Origin of the sequence: Kiloniella sp., from assembly GCF_048259265.1 — a bacterium.
Taxonomy (GTDB): Bacteria; Pseudomonadota; Alphaproteobacteria; order Kiloniellales; family Kiloniellaceae; genus Kiloniella.
The window spans coordinates 442,593-461,080 of sequence record NZ_JBLXHT010000003.1 but is presented as its reverse complement, the minus strand read 5'-3'; the positions used below and the strand labels follow the sequence as shown (position 1 = coordinate 461,080).

The window sequence follows — 18,488 nt, the reverse complement described above, 5'->3', positions numbered from 1 at the left end:
CAGTAACACTTGGCAATGGTCTTGTTACCTTAACCGGAACAGTTACTGATGGAGACGGTGATACAGCTTCTGCTGATATTGATCTCGGTGGTAACCTTGTGTTTGAGGATGATGGTCCAACAGCGGTTGATGATGCAGATTGTGTTGAGGTTGTTGTTGGTGATTTGCCGCCACAGAATATTGCTTTTGTCGTTGATGAAAGTGGTTCTGTTAGTCAATCGAATTATGAAACCCAGATCGATGGTGTTCGCACGTTTATGAACAACCTAGTTTCACAGGGTGATCCGGCAGAACTTGCTATTTCGTTGGTTACTTTTGGATCGGATGCCGAAGATTACGGTACATTCGTATATCAAGATGATGGCAATGGTGTACTGGATCTGGATGATTTTGTCCGCTTGAACGATAATGGTACTCTTTCTTCAACAACACTTGATGATACGCTGATCACGGTTCGGGCAGATTACGATAATGGTGGTTCAACCAACTATGATGCAGCAATGCAGTCTCTGTTCGCGTCAGATTCAGAATATCTGACGAACCCGGTTTCTGGTCTTCCTGATGCTGAAAATCGTATGTATTTCATCAGTGATGGTGGTCCAAATTCCTCTAGCACCGGTATTTCTTCTGAAATTGATACTGATATCGCGACGGCGATTACAGATAACAATATTCAGGTTACTGGTATTGGTGTCGGCTCTAGCTCTTCTGTTGAAAATGGCCTGGAAGATTATTTCCTCGCTGTTGATGGTTCTGATGCAAGTAATCCATCAATTCCGGTAAGCCAGTATAGCTATGTCTCTGTTCCTAATTTTGCAGATCTAGCAGATGCGTTAGATGGAACAACAGATAATGCGCCAGTTGCGACGGGTAATGTTGTTACCGGAACGGATGTTGCTGGGGGTGATGCGAATACGACTGATGGCGTTGCTGATACCATGGGTGCAGACGGCTTCGGATCAATTGCTTGGGATGGTGCAACTGCTGGTGGCACGACTGTTGTTGGTACTTATGGCACGTTGACAGTCGATGCTGATGGTAACTACAGCTACGCGTTGGATTATTCTAATTCAGCAGTAACGGATCTTCCATTGGGAGATACCTTACCGGAAGTCTTTACCTATACAGTTACTGATGGTGATGGTGATACAGATGAGGCAACTCTGACCCTGACAATCAAAGGGGCAGATCATGGTGTCAAGATTACTGATCTTACACCTGCGTTGACTGGTGGTGATGCGATCGTTGACGAGGATGATCTTCTTGATGGAAGTGATGATACGCCGGAATCAACGACTGTAACGGGCGACTTTGCAATTTCAGCGATCGACGGACTTGGGTGTATTATTATTCAAGGTCAGCCGGCAACTCCTTATGAGTTCACAGAAGCTCATTTGCTTAATTCCGGAACAGTTAATCTAGAAGTTATCACTGAGTTGGGTAATATCCTTACTATCACAGGGTATGATCCGGCGACTGGTGTCGTTAGTTATAGTTACGAGCTACTTGATGATGAAACACATGCGCCAGGTTCTGATGCATTGTTTGATGATATTGCTCTGACAGTAAAAGACACCGATGGTGACAGTGCCAGTGATACGCTCTCGATACAAATTGTTGATGATGTTCCAACAGCAGCTGATGACAGCGGTTCTATTACTGAGGGTGAGACACTGACAGTTACGACTGCCAACGGTGTTCTCAGTAACGATGAGTTTGGTGCAGATGGTGCCGCTTCTCCTGCGATTACGGGTGTTCGTACTGGTGATGATACTGGTACAGAGCCGACAGGTTCTGTAGGTACGCAGATTGTCGGTAGTTACGGTACGCTGACACTGAATGCAAACGGTAGCTATAGCTATGAAGCGAATGGCAACTTGAACAATGCGTCACCTCTGACAGATACCTTTAGCTACACGATCACAGATGGCGATGGTGATACGGATGTTGCCGAGTTGGTTATTACGATCAATGATGGTGGTATTCCAACTGTAACAGATCCGTCCGGTGGGCCGTTGGCGCTGAGCGTTAGCGAAGTGAACCTGCCATCTGATGTTGATGATGGTACAATTACCTTCCAGGCTGGTTCAGACGATATTGTGACTGTCGAGTTCGATGGTACAAATGATCCAAGCATTGCCGGGATTGATGAAGGTTTCACTTGGTCTCTAAGTGGCGATGGTTTGACATGGACAGGGTCTGATTCAGAAGGCGCTGCAATTGTTCTGACTGTAAGCGGTGGAACAGCAACGGCAGGGAACACAGGAACAGCGACAGTTACCGTTACTCTTAGTGATGAACTGAAGCATGATCTTGGTGGTGGCTCTATTGATATCAGTGGCGTGAACGTTGTTGCGACAGATACGGACGGTGACACGGCAAGCGCGCCAGTTACAGTGGCTGTTATTGACGATGTACCAACCGCTGTTGATGACGTGGATTGCATTGAAGTAAGTATTGATGCAGTACCGCCACAGAATATCGGTATTGTTATGGATTTCAGCGGTAGCGTTGATTCTACAGAACGTGCTGCGCAGGTAGATAGTGTCAAAGCATTTGCGGCGACATTGTTTAATGGCAATCCAAATGTAACGATCTCGATTGTAGCCTTCGATGATAATGCTGGAACTGTGGGTGTCTTTACTGATCTGGCAACATTGAATGCGGCAATGGATGCAGCTGCGGATGGTACCTTTACCCAACCTGATGGAAATAGCTATTCAGGTGGTAGTGTTACTGATTTCGAAGCAGGTCTTGAAGAGCTATTTAGCAATTCTGGCGGAGCGGGTTATGCGGAACAACCTGGTGCTAATAACCAGGTCTTCTTCCTGAGTGATGGAAACCGTAATGATGGTGCTTCCTCTATCGGTAGCAATAATGTTGTTCTTGATAACAACGGTAAGGCTCTGCTTAACAGCGGCGCGATTGAACTGACGGCTGTTGCAATTGGTGACAGTGTTAGTCCTCAGACTTTCGAAGATTTCTTCGGTGTCGGTATCGTTGATGCGCCATCCGAAGTTGTTACCACTGCTTTTGCGGATCTTGCTGATGCACTGAACGGTAATGTTGGATCTTCTGGAAATGTTGCAACCGGAAACGTTGTTACTGGTGTCGATGTTGCGAATGGTGATGCCAATACAACAGATGGCAATGCAGATGATCTCGGTGCTGATGGTTTCGGTTCAATTACTTGGGACAATGTGTCTGGTGGTACAACAGTTGTTGGTACATACGGAACACTGACAGTTGATGCCAATGGTAACTACAGCTATGCGCTGGATTATACTGATCCGGATGTTATTGCGCTGGCTGGTGGTGCAACGCTGACTGAAACTTTCACATATACCGTTAAGGATAGTGATGGTGATGGCGATACTGCTACTCTGACATTGACGCTGAAAAATACTGATCAGGATGTTGAAATTAGTAACCTTACTGCTGTTGCTGATGGTGGTGATGCAGTTGTTGATGAAGACAATCTTGCGGATGGGTCCAGCCCGGATTCTGGTGCTTTGGTTCAAAACGGCGATTTCAATATCTCGACACCAGATGGTGTTGGTGATCTGACCATTGGTGGAGAAGCTGTGATTAGTGCTGGTGTGTTCACACCTGTGACGATTACAACACCAGAAGGTAATGCACTTGAAATCACGTCCTATGATCCTGCTGATGGCAAAGTTAGCTACACCTATACACTTGTTGATAATTCAACTGGTCATGGTCCGGCAGATAACGGTGAAAACAATCTGTTCGATAACCTGAATGTTACAGTGACAGATGTTGATGGCGACACCGCCAGCAGCACGCTTTCAATCAAAATCATTGATGATGTGCCAACTGCAGAGAATGATGCTGTCGAAACAACAACTGACAGCAGCGTTCTTCCACAGAATATTGCGTTTGTTGTGGATGAAAGTGGCTCTGTTGGTCAGTCAAACTATCAGTCCCAGATTGATGGAGTACGTACCTTCATCACTGATCTTGTAACAAATGGTGCGCCAGAAAAACTGGCTTTCTCATTGGTTACTTTTGGATCGGATGCCGAAGATTACGGTAGCTTTGTCTTCCAGGATAACGGTGTTGGTGGTATTGATCTGGATGACTTCGTCCGTATCAATAACAATGGTTCTCTGTCATCGACGACATTGGATGATACCTTGACCACAGTTCGGGGGAATTACGATAACGGAGGTTCGACGAACTATGATGCTGGTATGCAGTCTTTGTTCGCCAATAATTCCGAATATCTGACGAACCCGATCACGGACTTGCCGCTTAGCCAGAACCATTTGTATTTCATCAGTGATGGTGAGCCGAACTCTGGTTCAAATAATCATGATGAGATTGATCAAAGTGTTGCTACGTCGATTATCAACAACGATGTTCAGGTTACAGGTATTGGTATTGGTACAAGCTCTGGTGTTCAAGATGGTCTTGAAGATTACTTCCTGAATCAAGGTGGTGGAGATAGTGGGAATCCAAGTATTCCTGCTGATCAATACGATTTTGTTTCTGTACCGAACTTTGCCAATTTGGCTGCACAGTTGCTGGCTGCATCAGGTACGACGCAGCAGATCGCTTCTGGTTCCTTGATCGCCAACGATGATCTGGGTGCTGATGGTGCAAGCGTAACAGCGATCTCTATTGATGGTGTTCCGGCAACGTTCAATGGTTCTACAAACTCATGGGAGCTGGACGGAGCAACATTTGAGTTCGGGTACAATACGGCAACGGACGAATTTATTCTGATCTTTGATGAGGGTGAAGCAGCTGATCTGGCTGTGAATTATACAATCACAGACGGTGACGGCGATACTTCATCAGCAGTTCTGAATATTACTGCTGCTGAGCCACTAAGTGCAGTGGATGATAGTGTCATTACCAACATTACATCTGGTGATATTGATATTCCTGATTGGGTACTGACACAGAATGACGGGGGCAGCAGTGCCCGTGACATTAGTGGTGTTAGTAATACAACAGGTGGATCAACGTCGCATGATGGTTCTGCTGATGAGACAACATTTACCCTAGCTGATCACTCGTTTGGCTCTGGTTATACTGTGGTCAATGAAGCTGTATATGATAGTGGATATAATGATACCAATAACTCACAAGCAAATGCTGTTGATTTAACGGATCGTTCCCAGTGGGGGCCTGTTACTGATGGTAATGCTCTCAATGTTGGAAATGCTGCTTTGCCGAGTATCCTTTTCAAGGGAAGAGTTATGAATAATGGTAGTATTGATTACGATTATGTCATGGTATCTCTCCTTGCTGGTGAGAAGCTAGTTCTTGATATCGACAATGGCTCAAGTGGTATGGATAGTGTTGATACACGTGTCCGTCTGTATGATGCTTCTGGTGGTGAGATTGAGCAGAATGATGATTCTCTTTTCACGAATGGAGGAGCTGGCTCTAGACGAGATCAGTGGGATGACGATAGTTTGGATTCGTATCTTGAGTATACGGCGTCTTCTGACGGTACGTACTATGTACGAGTAGAATCATATAGCAGTACTGATAATGGCGATTATGATCTCTGGCTTTCTGTTGATAACAGCGGCGTAAGCACTCCAACACCAGGGTTTGACTATACTGTTGAAGATGGCGCAGACAGCGATGATGCTTCAGTTGTGATCAGTACTGTTGATAGCTTGACGCTGACAGGTACTGATGATGGGGAAATCCTGATCGGTGGCTCGCTTGCGGATATTATCAATGCCGGTGGTGGTGATGATATTCTGATTGGTGGTACCGGCGCTAATGTTCTGACCGGTGGTACAGGTTCTGATACTTTTGTTCTCAGTGATATTAACAGCCAAGATGTGATTACTGATTTCAATGGAACAGCGGATGATGGTGATGGTGATATTCTGAACCTTCATGATCTTTTGATTGAAGCTGGACTTGATCAGGCTGCATTGGATGGACTGAACGATGGAAACATCAACGACCATGTTCACTTAGATTCTACGGCTGGTGTTACGACTGTGTCTGTATCATCAGATGGCAATAGTTTCACAACGGTTGCGACACTAAGTGGTGTTGGTGATAATGAAATCATCAAAGTCCAAGTTGATGATGATCACATTCTGAATATGACCACGCTTTAAAGTAAGTAGTCAGCTTATGAAAAAGGCGCCTTCGGGCGCCTTTTTTCGTAGGGGATTTTGGTATCGGTTTCTGTTTACTCATAAAAAACCTCTTTGATTATCACTAGATCAAAGAGGTTTTTTATTGAGTTGATGAGTAATATTGAAATGCTTTAAACCCTACAACTGCGTCAAGGCATCTTCATCGTCGGCCTGTTTGTCCATCTGGGCCTTGGCTTTTTCATCCGATTGTATTTTTTCCATGGTGTTGGCGAGTTTGACGGTTGCGTCTTTTAAAGATGACAGGGGCATGATGAGTGTTGTTGTTGGTTCAGAGATCAGCTTGCCGACGTTTTTCTGGTCCCGGACAATCTGGCGGAGTTCGATACGAACGTTGCCGTTAACGACGGTGATGGAACCAACGCCATCTGTGAATACATGTTCCATGGGGACTATCCTTTAACAGTGGTAGGTATCTGACTGTGTCTGTCTAATTTTGTTTGTGCCGCTTGAATGGGGGGCAAAATGTTTGTTGTCTTGCTTATCATTGAATTTGCACAAACCTAGGTCAAGTCAGGGACGAATGATCAATTAAATCTGGTCTATATTACTCTATCGATAGGATAATATCATCCAAAAGCTGTAATCGCGTTTTCAGGTGGGTTTTACCTTGTTCTTTTTTATAACGGGTTTCCGCAGTGGTAATCGCCTGTGATGGTGCGCTTAGTGGATTGCCTGTAAGATACCCTTTACGGGCAAGTAAAGCCGCAATTGTCCGTTCTGGCGATGCAGATGCTTTGCTTCCTTGGTCGGGTTTTGCACCTTTGTCCCATAGAAAATCCAGGCTTCGAATACTTTTCCTGACATCAGGTTTACCATTCGCTGGGTGAAACCGCTGGGCGTTTAAGGCGCCTACATAGGTATTAACCCCACGTGTATCTGTTTCAATGCCGATGACGTTGATACCAACAATAGAGAAATCCTGTTGATCAAAGAGGAGTAGGGGAGAGCCACTGTCACCTTTTTGCAAAAAACAACGATGCGCAATGCCGTCATTATTCTTTGTCTTCCCAGGGTTTTTGACCTTCCCGGGATTTTTAACTTTTCCCGGTGGCTGACAATTAAAGTCCACAGTCTGTGCATGTGGGGCACCCGCGCGATAGCCTGAGGTAATAAGTACGGCCTGTTTTGTGTTTATTCTGTCGATGATTGCGTTGCTTAGGGAAGAAAGCTTTAGCCACCCCGTTTGAGTGCCGATGGGATCTGTTAATTCTAACAAAGCCCAATCTGTTTCTGTATTGCGGGCGGATGCTTCGTTTTTAGGTTTGTAGTTTTCGGATTTTTTATAGGATTTTATCTTTGATTTAATTTTATATTCTTCGAATTGATATCCCGCGATAAAATACAATTCCTGTGGGGCGAGCCACCGCCCTGTTTTGGCATCATAAATACAGTGGGCAGCGGTGAGAACATGGCGTTCGCTGACCATGGCCCCCGTACAGTGGGCGCGTCCGGCTGCATTCAGTCTACCGATTGTGCTCCACGGATATTCCATGGCATTGACGAGAATACGTTGCTGAACTGCCAGCTTTTGGGATGCATTTACAGTCTTACTATACAGGGCAAGAGCAGACAGGACTGTTAAAAGCAATATTCCCAAAGACAGTGCTTTCAACAGTCGCGTTTGCATGTGCATCTGTTAAGCCTATTGCTGAATAGAAGCGATAAGCTTTTCGCCTTCGACAGAGTTGACCACATCCCGCAGGGCGATAATGACACCCGTATCATAGCGATCATTATTGTCTTCAAGAATATCTAGCGCCCGAAGTGGTTCCAGCCCGTGACGATAGGACCGGGGTTCAATACGTGCGCAGAAAACATCACAGGCTCCAAGGATACGCGCGGTAATAAGAATTTCATCACCGACCAACCCACGGGGATAGCCTTTGCCATCCAGACGCTCGTGCATTTGCATGATGGTTTCAAGAACGGGCAGATCGAAATCAATCCCACGCAAAAGCTGTTGCGTATGTTCTGGATGTTTTTGGATTTCGGCAATTTCTTCCGGTGTCAGACGCTCTGGTTTGTTCAGAATGCTGCGGGGAATAGCCAGTTTACCTATTTGAGACAAGTTGGAAGAAATTTCCAATGTTGCAATTTCTGGTTCACTGAGGTTCATCCGCTTGCCAACCATAAGGGCAAACAGGCAAACACGACGTGAGTGCCCGCCAAGATAAGGATCACGAAGTTCCACGGCGCGAACCAATGCTGTCACCATTTGTTTTACAGCTTTTTCTTTCTTGCGCTGTTCTTCGACAATTTCAGTAACGTCGCGGAAAACAGAGACAATACCGGAAACCTGATTGTCCTCACCAACAAAAGGTACCTTGCTGATTTGTAAATGATGCTCTTTGTTGTTCAGGAAGACCCGCTCATTATTGGTGACGACACCACCGGAAGAAACGGCGCTCTGGTCACTGATCGACATTCTGGCCGCAGTACCTGTGCCAAAGATAGCGGCATCATCCATACCAAGAAGCTGATCTTCTTCTCGCCCAACCCCCTTGGCAAAGGCAGGGTTAACGTAACGATAACTGCCATCGACAGCTTTCAGACCAATGAAGTCAGCAATAGACCCGTTGATTTTATCCAACAGCTGCTTTTGCGCATGGATGCGTGTGGCAAGGTCTTTGAACTGTTTAGCTAGGGCCCCATTATGTTCGCTGTTTAGGCGCCACCAGAACGCAAGGAAGACGGCGGCAACAATCAAAACAATAAACCCAGCAAGCAGATAAGCGATGTTTCTGAATTCTATCAGGCTTTTTTCTGCGCTGGCACGATCGACTTCCTGAAAGATCCACAGTTGATCAGGGATTAAAGCAGAACCGACGGAATAGACTTCTTTTGCGGCAACCCCAATTGTCGGGCGAAGGGCAAAGGCAAAGATATCTTGGTTGTTTGATGTCAGGGTGATGTTGCGGATTAATGCTGAATTCTGGGGTATTATCTCTTGAAATCCTTTGTTGGTTATCTGAACCATTCTGGTGACTTCACCTTCTTCAGATAACGCACGTTGAGAAAGGAATTCCCCAAATTTTGTGGTGACAGGAAAGGTGAGGAGCATCAAGCCAACAGGTTCTTCCTGATCTGCTTCTGACTGAGCTGGTAATACGGGTAGTAAAAGATCCATCACCAAACCCGATGCATCAACCCGGACAGGGCCAAAAGTAACTTCTTTGCGTCCAAAGGTGGACATAGCAAGTTGCTTTTGTTGCTCAGAGACAGGGTCTGCACCGCCACTGGTCAGGTACGCCACCCCTGTTTTGCCAAAAAGATAACTGGTTGTGAAATCACTGTTGATTGTAAAGTCAGTGAGAACGCGTTCCATAAAAGGCAACTGCTCAAATAAAGATACCCCTAGATTGGAATCAGGGTCTTCACCGGGTTTTGGGGGAACAATTTGCGTGAAGTCACCGCCCGCGAGATCAACTTCGTAGGCAAAAAGACGAAAAAGCTCGTTTGTAACAAGTCGGTCTGATTGCGCACGGATGGAATCAAGCCAGGTTTGGACGAGCTCACTTCTGCTCGATGCCAGAATTTCTTGTCGATCCTGCACCTTGGCAATAACGCTGCTCTTCCTATCATTAATGATCACGCCGGGTACAATAATTGATAAGAGTATCAGCGCACCAATAACCAGAGCAGCAGTTACCACCGTTCGCCGATTTGCGGGACGCTCAGAGCTTGTTATGTCGCTTATGGCGTGAAATTCAAATTTCTCTTTACCGTTTTTCTTCATTGGTCTCCGCTCTTTCCCCCCCGGGGAGCATTCGTATTCCTGGCGCATATCTGAAGTGTCATTATCATCTTATTTGATATGTGCCCAACGTGTCGTCGAATTCATAGAATACTGTGGTATATAATGCCGATATTTTGTGTGTGTTAGTATCAGATTCGACAGGCTATCCAATATAAGAATATCGTTCTTTTCGTATATTGCCAGCACTGCGTGCCCAATACCACGGATACTATCTTTTAAAATAACAATACGCATTTCATTGTCTCTGAAACCCAGTTGTTTCAAAGCATAAAACTTGGCAATGGAATAGTCTTCGCAATCGCCGGATGTGCGCATAAATTGATTTGGTGATGCCCAATATTCACTAACGCCGTAAACTTCGCTGTCCAGTTTATAGGGCCAACGGTTAAAGAACTTGTTTACGGTATCAAGTTTTTGACGCCGTGACATGCTTTTGGCGGATTGAATAATTTTTCGCCACGATTTCTGTTGCGGTGTTTTGCAGCTGGCTGCGTTGTTCGCGCACGCGTTTAATAGTTTAATTTCTGCTTTGGATTTTTTTAAAACACGGGCCCATTGCGGCAAGGCCTTGAAAGACTTAGATCGGAACTCAACCGTTCTGAAAAGGGCTGTCCCTTTGCCTTTGGCTGCTTTTGCCAGATCGCCAAGTGATTGGGCATGCGCAGTCTCTATTGATACTGTGTTTACAAACACAGAAGCCAAGGCAGTGATTAAGACAGCCTTTTTAATGATTTGTAACGGCTTTAAATGGGTCAAGAGCTGCGTCGCGTTCGCCAAAAATAGTAAAAGTATGTAGCTTCTAAAATGACAAAGAACCGCTTAAAAGAGTCTTAATTTTTGCGGTGTGTATGATCTTAATTTGTCGCGCACACGTTGTGTTGATGGTGGGCCACGTATTGGAGCCCACCATAACTAATTTGAGATAAAGGCTTACTTTTCTCTCAGCGCAGAATCTCGTGCTTTCAGGATCGGTTTTAGCAAGTAATCCATCACAGTTTTCTTACCTGTCAGGATTTCAACGTTTGCTGTCATCCCGGGAATAATTTCAAGCTCTTTGCCTTTGCTGACAATCTTGTTGTCTTCGGTACGAAGATAGACGCGGTAGAAGCTTTCGCCTTCTTCATCTTTAATCGTACTGGCAGATATCCGTTCAAGTTTACCTTCAAGCCCGCCGTAAATAGAGAAATCATAAGCGGTAACCTTAATCGTTGCTTTTTGCCCGGAACGAAGGAAAGCACGATCCGAAGGTCTAATTTTTGCCTCGACCAATAGGGTATCATCAAGCGGGACAATTTCGACGATGTCTTCACCAGGACGAATAACGCCGCCAACAGTATTACGTTTGAGTTCTTTGATTGTTCCGCGTACAGGGGATCTGATATCTGTTCGCTGGACGGTATCAACACCTGCCGCAACCCGTTCGCTTAATGATTTCATCTCTGCACGTGACCTATTTAGTTCGTCAGAGACTTCGGCCTTTGTGGTCAGAACCATTTCATCAATGCGTTGTTTCGCTTCGAGTGTTGCGCCTTCAAGACGCGGCAAACTTGTCTGAAGGGTTTTGATTTCACCTTCGAGATCTGCGACCTGTCGATCAATACGAATAAGCTCGAGCCTTGGTGAGATACCTTTATCAACAAGTGGCTTTGTAATGTTACGTTCTTCGCGTGCCAATGCCAACGAATTGCGAAGTTGCCCTATACGACTTCGGACTTCGGCAACTTCTTGACGACGCTGGCGGGACTGATTTTCGAGAACCTTGATCTGCGCATCTTGCTGGAGCTTGCGTGCATTATAGAGCGAGGTTTGATCTGCAACCTGATCCGGTGCGTTCTTTATCTCGGCTTCTGTGTATTCAAGCGGTTTGTCGTTCAACTCTGCCGTAAGTCTTTTGACCGTTGCAGACAGAATTTTTAGTTGTTCGTTCGAATCTTTCACATTGGACGTCGCCTGTGAGTTATCAATACGAAGCAGGATGTCCCCTTTTTCGACAATATCCCCTTCCTGAACCATGAGTTCGGTTATGATACCACCTTCGAGGTTCTGGATAATCTGGGTTTTTTGCGCTGGGATAAATGTACCTTCACCGCGCGTGACTTCGTCAAGTTCAGCCATACTTGCCCATGTTCCGAAGATTACGAAAAACATAAAGGCAGTGAAAGTGAGAGTGTAGGCAATACGGCGTCCCTTACGCATGGTTGCCGCGTGTAGGTCCGGAGCAAATAGTAGATCTTCGTCCTTTTTAGACATGGAAGACATGATGGCCTTTATCCTTGTGTCTTATTTTTTATCTGATGGTTCTCAATTATTTCTAATGGTCAGAAACTTATCCGGCACTGGCTCGGATTTGTCCCTGTTTCAAGGCCTCAAGAACCTCAGCCTTTGGTCCGTCAGCGACGATACGTCCACTGTCAACAATAACCAGGCGATCAACAAGCGTTAGCAGTGAGCTACGGTGCGTTACGAGTACGAGTGTTTTGCCAACAACAGCGGATGCAAGACGTTGCTTGAAAGCAGCCTCGGATGAGTTGTCCATACCACTGGTAGGCTCATCCATTAACAGGATTGGCGGATCAAGAAGTAATGATCGTGCAATAACAACCGCTTGTCGCTGCCCCCCTGAAAGGGACATACCGCGTTCACCAACCTGAAGGTCAAATCCATGAGGATGCGTTTTCAGGAAGTCTGTAACACCAGCAAGAGATGCGGCACGAAGAATTGTCTGGTCATCTACATGGGGGGCACCGAAAGAGATATTTTCTTTTACAGAACCAAAGAAAAGATAGTTATCTTGCGAAACGTAACCGATGTTTCTACGCAAATCAGCTGGATCAATCTGGCGAATATCTGTGCCATCAGCAAGAACAGAACCTTCGGCAGGGTCGTATAGTCCGAGAGTAAGTCGAGCGATTGTCGATTTGCCCGAACCAATCCGACCGAGAATGCCGACACGTTCGCCTGGTTTGATTTTCAAGCTAACATTATCCAGTGCTTTTACTTCTTGCCCAGGATAGTTGAAGGTCACTTTTTTGAGCTCTATTTCCCCACTCAGACGTGGACGATGCAGATAAGTTTTATCTGCTGAACGCTCAACCTCAGAGTTCATAATATTATCAAGTGACTTCAAGGCAACGCGGGATTGCTGCAATCTGGTCAGCATGCCAGCAATGGTGCCGAGAGGGGCCAATGCACGACCGGTCAGCATACTCGATGCTACTAAAGCACCCATTGTCATTTCTTTTTCAATGATCAGAAAAACACCGACGATTACGACAACAACAGTTGTCATCTGAATGGAAAGTTGGGCAAAGGTTGTTGAAATACCCGACAAGAGCTTGGCTTTACCTGCTGAATCCGCGGTCAACCCAACAAAACGTTCCCATGATCGCTGAATACGACCTTCGGCGGCTGTTGTCTTGATGGTCTCAAGTCCATCAATTGTTTCGACCAACAAGGCGTGCTTTTGGCTGGATTCCTTGTGCGTTTTCTCAATAACCTTACGCAGTGGAATTTGGAGGAATATGCCGACAAGAATAACCAAAGGCACAACAATTAATGGTATGACAGCGACCTGAGGTGCTGCGACAATGGAAATAATCCAGATAAAGAGGAAGATAAAAGGTAGATCTATAAGAGCAACCAAAGTTCCGGACGTAAAAAAGTCACGGAGTGATTCAAATTCTCGAAGGTTGTTGGCCATAGCCCCGGTGGAAGGGGGCTTGTTGGACAGTTTCATAGCCATTAATTGTTCTAGTAATCGGCTGGCGATGATGACATCTGCATTTTTCCCTGCGACATCAACCAAATAGGTTCGCAGGTTCTTCATGATAAATTCAAACAAGAAGACCGTGGTGACACCAATTGCTAACACAGCCAGTGTCGCGCTGGCCCCGTTCGGTACAACGCGGTCATAGACGTTCATCACAAACAGAGGACTGGCGATCGCAAAGAGGTTGATCAAAATCGATGCCAACATGACATGACTATAAATTGGCCAGAACTTGAGGAGCGTTCCCCAGAACCAGGCTTTTGGTTTTTTTAACTGAATATCAGATGCACGAGAATCAAATTTGTATTCTGTTCGCGCGAATATGGCATAGCCAGTGTACTGTTCTTGCAACTCGGCGACTGTAATTTCTCTTTGGCCGCGTCCTTCAGGGATAGCGATATTCGCCTTACCCGATTTTGTATAGTTGAGAAGAATACAGGCGCCACCTTGTTTAAGGAGGACAACACAAGGAAGAGTAACGGGCTGAATATCTTCGATCTTTGCCCGACGTACGGTGCGTGCGGTCAGACCGGCGCGTTCCGCTGCTCTAACAGCCAGATCTGGCGTGAAATGCGCATCGCTATGAGGAAGACCTGCTTTTAATGCTTCGACCGAAATAGGTCTTTGCATCATTGAAGCAAGCATGTGTACGCATTCCAAAAGTGGATCTTCGAAATTTACCGATCCGGGATCAACCTGCCACTCTTCTTTTGGTGGTACGCCATCTTCAATCACGTCCGTAGGTTTAAGAGCTTCTTTTTTCTGCTCTTTTGCCTTTTGGTCTTTTGCGGAACCCTTTTTAGTATTTTTGGGTTTACTCGCCGTATTATCAGAACTCATTCTATCCCCGTTTCCCCCGAAAAACAGAATCCACAACCCTAAGGGAGTTTAGGGCCTTGGCTTAAATTTGTTTGTTCTATCTGTTAACCTTATTTTCAGTGCATAGATTGCCTGTTTAAGGTTAACGAATAGTTGAGTAAGACCGCCTGGTTCTCTATTTTTAAGCAAAATAATCTTAAATATTTCAAGAATTAAGCGATAATACAAAATAATATAGAGGCTTCATAGCATACTTCGTAGATAAGACCAAAGAATGACGAGCAGTAAAAAAGTACGTAGAAATACGAACCCAAAAAGCCAGTGCTACGGGGCTGCTGACTTGGTTGAAACATTTCTAGTCAGATAGCTGGAAAGCGTTTGGTTACTGTGCGGTTGCCTCTTTCAAAAAGGTGAGCAGGTCTTCTATCTGTGTTTCTTTCTTTAAACCGGAAAATCCCATTTTAGTCCCCGGGACAAATGCTCTTGGTTTCTTTAAAAATAATGCTAAGTTTTCCTCTGTCCAAGTGAGTCCGGAGGCTGTCATCGCTGGAGAGTATTTATACCCTTCGACGCTTGCTGCAGGACGACCGAATACTCCTGTCAAATCGGGTCCGATTTTGTTCTTTCCAATGGAATGACAGGCTTTGCATTTGTTAAAAACCTTTTTACCCGCAACAGTATCCCCTGCTGATACCTGCCCCGTGAAAAGTGTGGTGGCTGTTGCCAAAACAATCGCGAGAGCTTTAAAGCTATTATGTAAAGATATTGGCAAAGAATATTCTCCCCTGTTTAAAACGGGTTCATTTGAAGTAGGAAACCTGTTTTATTTATTGTTTTTTAGATCCATGAGCATCTTACGCTTAGGAGTGTATCATGCCGGGGAAATTTTAACTTGTCTGTAAAGTCTCGCGAATTCGTGATGATGTGGGAACAATTGTTATCAGCGCCACAAACAAAAACCCGGGCAACAAAGGCCCGGGTTTTTCGTGATCTCGCTGTACCGTTTAGCTGTTTTCTTTTAGGTAAGCGATAAGGTCTTCAATCTGTTTCTCTTTCTTCAGCCCACCAAAGGACATTTTTGTTTTGGGAACGAATTTTTTAGGTTTTTTGAAAAACTCGGCCAGATTTTCTTCGGTCCATGTGATGCCAGATGCACTCATAGCTTTCGAGTATTTGTATCCTTCAGAAGAAGCTGCGGCTTTTCCGACGATACCATGAAGATTTGGACCAATTTTGTTTTTTCCACCTGCGTCAATCGTGTGACAGGCTTTGCATTTCTTGAAGACTTTTTTACCCGCAGCGGCATCGCCAGCTTGGGCGGCGCTAAGGCTAAGACCTAATCCAATAACGAGGCCCATGGCCATGGTGGCGATTTTTGCCATAATTACTCTCTCCTGAATTGTACATGTTGTTTAGTTCTACTGGTTAAAGATTATGCCAGTAATAACTTAGCGAACCTTAAACATTAAATAATCTCTAGCTAGTTGTCTTTGTGCAACCTATACCACGAGATCTGTTTAAGAATTGATTATGCTCAATTTATCCTGCTTATGAGCTTTTTTCACCTTAATTTTGTTAGTGCGTGCGGTAATGTCGCAGTTTTATGCAAGGCGATTAATGGCGTCTTCAAGTTCTATGAAAGCATCTATGATTTCATCAGGGTTCTGTGCTTTCGCTGCCTCAGTCCCGTAGCCATGGGTGAAAAGAATAGATGGTATCCCTGCATTTTTTGCGACCAGAACGTCATTAACGCCATCGCCAATCATAATAGCCTGCGCTGCGCTTACACCTGATTCGTTCAAAAGGTTTAGGACATGGGCGGGGTCTGGTTTTTTTACGGGGTAGCTATCACCGCCGACAGCTTTATCGAAAATATTATGAAGATTGAATTCATTCATGATCTCAATAGTTGGCGCAATGGGTTTATTGGTACAGATCAAAAGCTTCCAACCTTGTGCTTTTAGACTTTCTAAAACCGTTCGGCAGTTGTCGTAAAGATGAGTTTCGACAATCAGATTGTCTGAATATATCTCAAGGAATTTTTTAACTTTCTCTTTGAGTTCTTGTTCTGACAGTGCAGATCCTGTTGCTGCGTACCCGCGTTCGACTAGCTTTGTCGCGCCATCACCGATCATTGACTTTACTTCCATCAGGTCCGGCTTTCTGCGTCCCTCACTCTTTAATAGAATTTGTAAGGATAATGCGAGATCCGGCGCACTTTCAATAAGAGTACCATCAAGGTCGAAAACAAGTACATTGCGTTTGGTCATGAAGATTAGGCTTACTTTGGTTGTTGGATTGGTTAACAAGCTGGGCGTTGTAATGTGAAAGCTAAACCGAGCTAATCTCTACCGCAACTGTTGTAAATAAATACTAACTGGTTTTGTGACGTGTAATAAATCGAAATATTGTGTAACACACAGAAATAAATGGTGATTTGAGCTGTGATTTCTTTTATGCCAGCTTTTGTACGCTATATTTTACCTGCTTTTGTCGGGACGACACGTTCTAATGGTTGATCCGAAGAGAAGCAGGGGGTAAGCACTGTGGAAGCATTTAACGAACTGTGATCCTTAGGATCCCCGAGATTAATGAATACCAGAGATCGATGACTGAACGTAAACTCGCTGTGATTGTGTTGGCTGCTGGCCAAGGCACCCGAATGAAATCAGATATGCCAAAGGTTCTACACCGTTTGGCCGAAAAACCAATGCTATCGCATGTTCTAGATGGTGTTGAAACACTTTCCCCTGATCGGGTAGTCGTTGTCGTTGGTCCTGATGCTCAGGCCGTTGAAAAAGCAGCTGAACCACATGAGACCGTTGTTCAGGTTGATCGTCTGGGCACAGGGCATGCAGTAAAACAGGCATTTGAAGCGCTGGGCGGGTTCTTTGGTCCCGATGATCTGGCGGATATTATGGTGATTTTTGGCGATACACCGTTGATCCGGCCTGAAACATATCAAGCAATGCAGACGCTACGGGAAGAGGAAAACGGACCCAAGCTTATTGGTCTTGCTTTTCGCCCTAGAGAAGCCGGCTGCTATGGTCGGGTTAAGCAAGATAGTGACGGTCGTGTTATGGGCATCATTGAGCACGCAGATGCAACGGACGAAGAACGCGCGATTGACCTGTGCAATGCTGGGATTTTGTTGGGGGATGGCCCAACAGTACATCGCCTGATCAATCAGCTGGATAATAATAACGCCCAAGGGGAATATTATCTTCCGGTGATTTTCGATTTCGCTTATGCAGAAGGTCTGGATACCCGCGCGGTTGAGGCAAGTGAAGAAGAAGTTATGGGCGTTAATTCCCGTCAGGAGCTGGCGGTTGCTGAACGCATTTTGCAACAGCGTTTGCGTGCGGCGGCGATGGCTCAGGGTGTTACCTTGATAGATCCAGAGACGACATGGCTTTCAACAGATACACAATTTGGTCGTGATATTATTATCGAACCTTCTGTTTTTATTGGTCCCAACGTTTCTATTGCTGATAACAGCCATATCAAAGCTTTCTGTCATATGGAAGGTGCTGTCATTGGTGAGGGCGCTGCAATTGGCCCTTATGCCAGACTACGCCCGGGTACAGTAATTGGAAAGGGCGGCAAGGTTGGTAACTTTGTTGAGACTAAAAATGCTGTTCTTGGTGAAGGCGCGAAGGCCAATCACTTGAGCTATATTGGGGATGCCGAAGTTGGTGCAAAAGCCAACATTGGCGCCGGGACTATTACCTGTAATTATGATGGGTTCAATAAATGGAAAACCTCTATTGGTGAAGGCGCATTTATTGGATCGAATACCGCGCTGGTTGCCCCTGTTGATATTGGTGCCGGGGCGATTGTCGGTGCAGGCTCTACAATCACAAAATCGGTTGCTGACGATACGATGGCTGTGGTCCGGGGACGTTTGATTGACAAGGCTGGTGCCGGGGCGAGTTTCCGTGCTAGTCGCAAAAAGATTAAAGAAGAGAAAAAAGGCTAAAGCAAT

Annotated in this window: 11 protein-coding genes; 2 read left to right on the top strand and 9 right to left on the bottom strand. The window is 45.4% G+C overall.

Annotation, left to right across the window (positions count from 1 at the left end):
• A partial coding sequence (locus tag ACN0QW_RS08190) for a VWA domain-containing protein (protein ID WP_417430428.1) occupies positions 1–6,116 on the top strand: 6,116 nt, incomplete at its 5' end.
• 159 nt (positions 6,117–6,275) lie between these two features.
• Here the strand turns inward: ACN0QW_RS08190 and ACN0QW_RS08185 are convergent.
• From ACN0QW_RS08185 to ACN0QW_RS08145, 9 genes are all read right to left on the bottom strand, one after another.
• Positions 6,276–6,542, bottom strand: a complete 267-nt coding sequence (locus ACN0QW_RS08185) for a hypothetical protein (protein ID WP_417430426.1) — start codon at positions 6,540–6,542, stop codon at positions 6,276–6,278.
• A gap of 160 nt (positions 6,543–6,702) precedes the next feature.
• Positions 6,703–7,791, bottom strand: coding sequence for a trypsin-like serine peptidase (locus tag ACN0QW_RS08180; protein ID WP_417430424.1), 1,089 nt, complete (start codon positions 7,789–7,791; stop codon positions 6,703–6,705).
• Between the two features lie 9 nt (positions 7,792–7,800).
• Complete coding sequence (locus ACN0QW_RS08175; protein WP_417430422.1) at positions 7,801–9,894, bottom strand: HD-GYP domain-containing protein; 2,094 nt, start codon at positions 9,892–9,894, stop codon at positions 7,801–7,803.
• A 69-nt stretch (positions 9,895–9,963) separates the two neighbouring features.
• Positions 9,964–10,671, bottom strand: coding sequence for a transglutaminase-like cysteine peptidase (locus tag ACN0QW_RS08170; protein WP_417430420.1), 708 nt, complete (start codon positions 10,669–10,671; stop codon positions 9,964–9,966).
• Positions 10,672–10,845: 174 nt separating this feature from the next.
• On the bottom strand, positions 10,846–12,174 hold the full coding sequence (locus tag ACN0QW_RS08165; RefSeq protein WP_417430418.1) for an HlyD family type I secretion periplasmic adaptor subunit: 1,329 nt from the start codon (positions 12,172–12,174) through the stop codon (positions 10,846–10,848).
• A gap of 67 nt (positions 12,175–12,241) precedes the next feature.
• Positions 12,242–14,524, bottom strand: coding sequence for a type I secretion system permease/ATPase (locus ACN0QW_RS08160; protein ID WP_417430416.1), 2,283 nt, complete (start codon positions 14,522–14,524; stop codon positions 12,242–12,244).
• Positions 14,525–14,885: 361 nt separating this feature from the next.
• Positions 14,886–15,275 carry a c-type cytochrome gene (locus tag ACN0QW_RS08155; RefSeq protein ID WP_417430414.1) on the bottom strand — a complete coding sequence of 130 codons (390 nt, stop codon included), beginning with the start codon at positions 15,273–15,275 and terminating at the stop codon, positions 14,886–14,888.
• A 232-nt stretch (positions 15,276–15,507) separates the two neighbouring features.
• Complete coding sequence (locus ACN0QW_RS08150; protein ID WP_417430412.1) at positions 15,508–15,885, bottom strand: c-type cytochrome; 378 nt, start codon at positions 15,883–15,885, stop codon at positions 15,508–15,510.
• Between the two features lie 219 nt (positions 15,886–16,104).
• A complete protein-coding gene (locus ACN0QW_RS08145; protein WP_417430410.1) occupies positions 16,105–16,773 on the bottom strand; it encodes an HAD-IA family hydrolase in 669 nt (222 codons plus the stop codon).
• Between the two features lie 338 nt (positions 16,774–17,111).
• Here ACN0QW_RS08145 and glmU point away from each other — a divergent pair, with 338 nt between their 5' ends.
• The gene (gene glmU, locus ACN0QW_RS08140) at positions 17,112–18,482 is read left to right on the top strand and encodes a bifunctional UDP-N-acetylglucosamine diphosphorylase/glucosamine-1-phosphate N-acetyltransferase GlmU (RefSeq protein WP_417430408.1); all 1,371 of its coding nucleotides are present in this window, start codon (positions 17,112–17,114) and stop codon (positions 18,480–18,482) included.
• The last annotated feature ends 6 nt before the right edge of the window (positions 18,483–18,488 follow it).

Excerpts from the sequence above, each read along its gene's own strand:
- ACN0QW_RS08150 (WP_417430412.1), bottom strand. The coding sequence starts at position 15,885 with ATGGCAAAAATCGCCACCATGGCCATGGGCCTCGTTATTGGATTAGGT.
- ACN0QW_RS08160 (WP_417430416.1), bottom strand. The coding sequence starts at position 14,524 with ATGAGTTCTGATAATACGGCGAGTAAACCCAAAAATACTAAAAAGGGT.
- ACN0QW_RS08185 (WP_417430426.1), bottom strand. The coding sequence starts at position 6,542 with ATGGAACATGTATTCACAGATGGCGTTGGTTCCATCACCGTCGTTAAC.
- ACN0QW_RS08145 (WP_417430410.1), bottom strand. The coding sequence starts at position 16,773 with ATGACCAAACGCAATGTACTTGTTTTCGACCTTGATGGTACTCTTATT.
- ACN0QW_RS08180 (WP_417430424.1), bottom strand. The coding sequence starts at position 7,791 with ATGCACATGCAAACGCGACTGTTGAAAGCACTGTCTTTGGGAATATTG.
- ACN0QW_RS08165 (WP_417430418.1), bottom strand. The coding sequence starts at position 12,174 with ATGTCTTCCATGTCTAAAAAGGACGAAGATCTACTATTTGCTCCGGAC.
- glmU (WP_417430408.1), top strand. The coding sequence starts at position 17,112 with ATGACTGAACGTAAACTCGCTGTGATTGTGTTGGCTGCTGGCCAAGGC.
- ACN0QW_RS08175 (WP_417430422.1), bottom strand. The coding sequence starts at position 9,894 with ATGAAGAAAAACGGTAAAGAGAAATTTGAATTTCACGCCATAAGCGAC.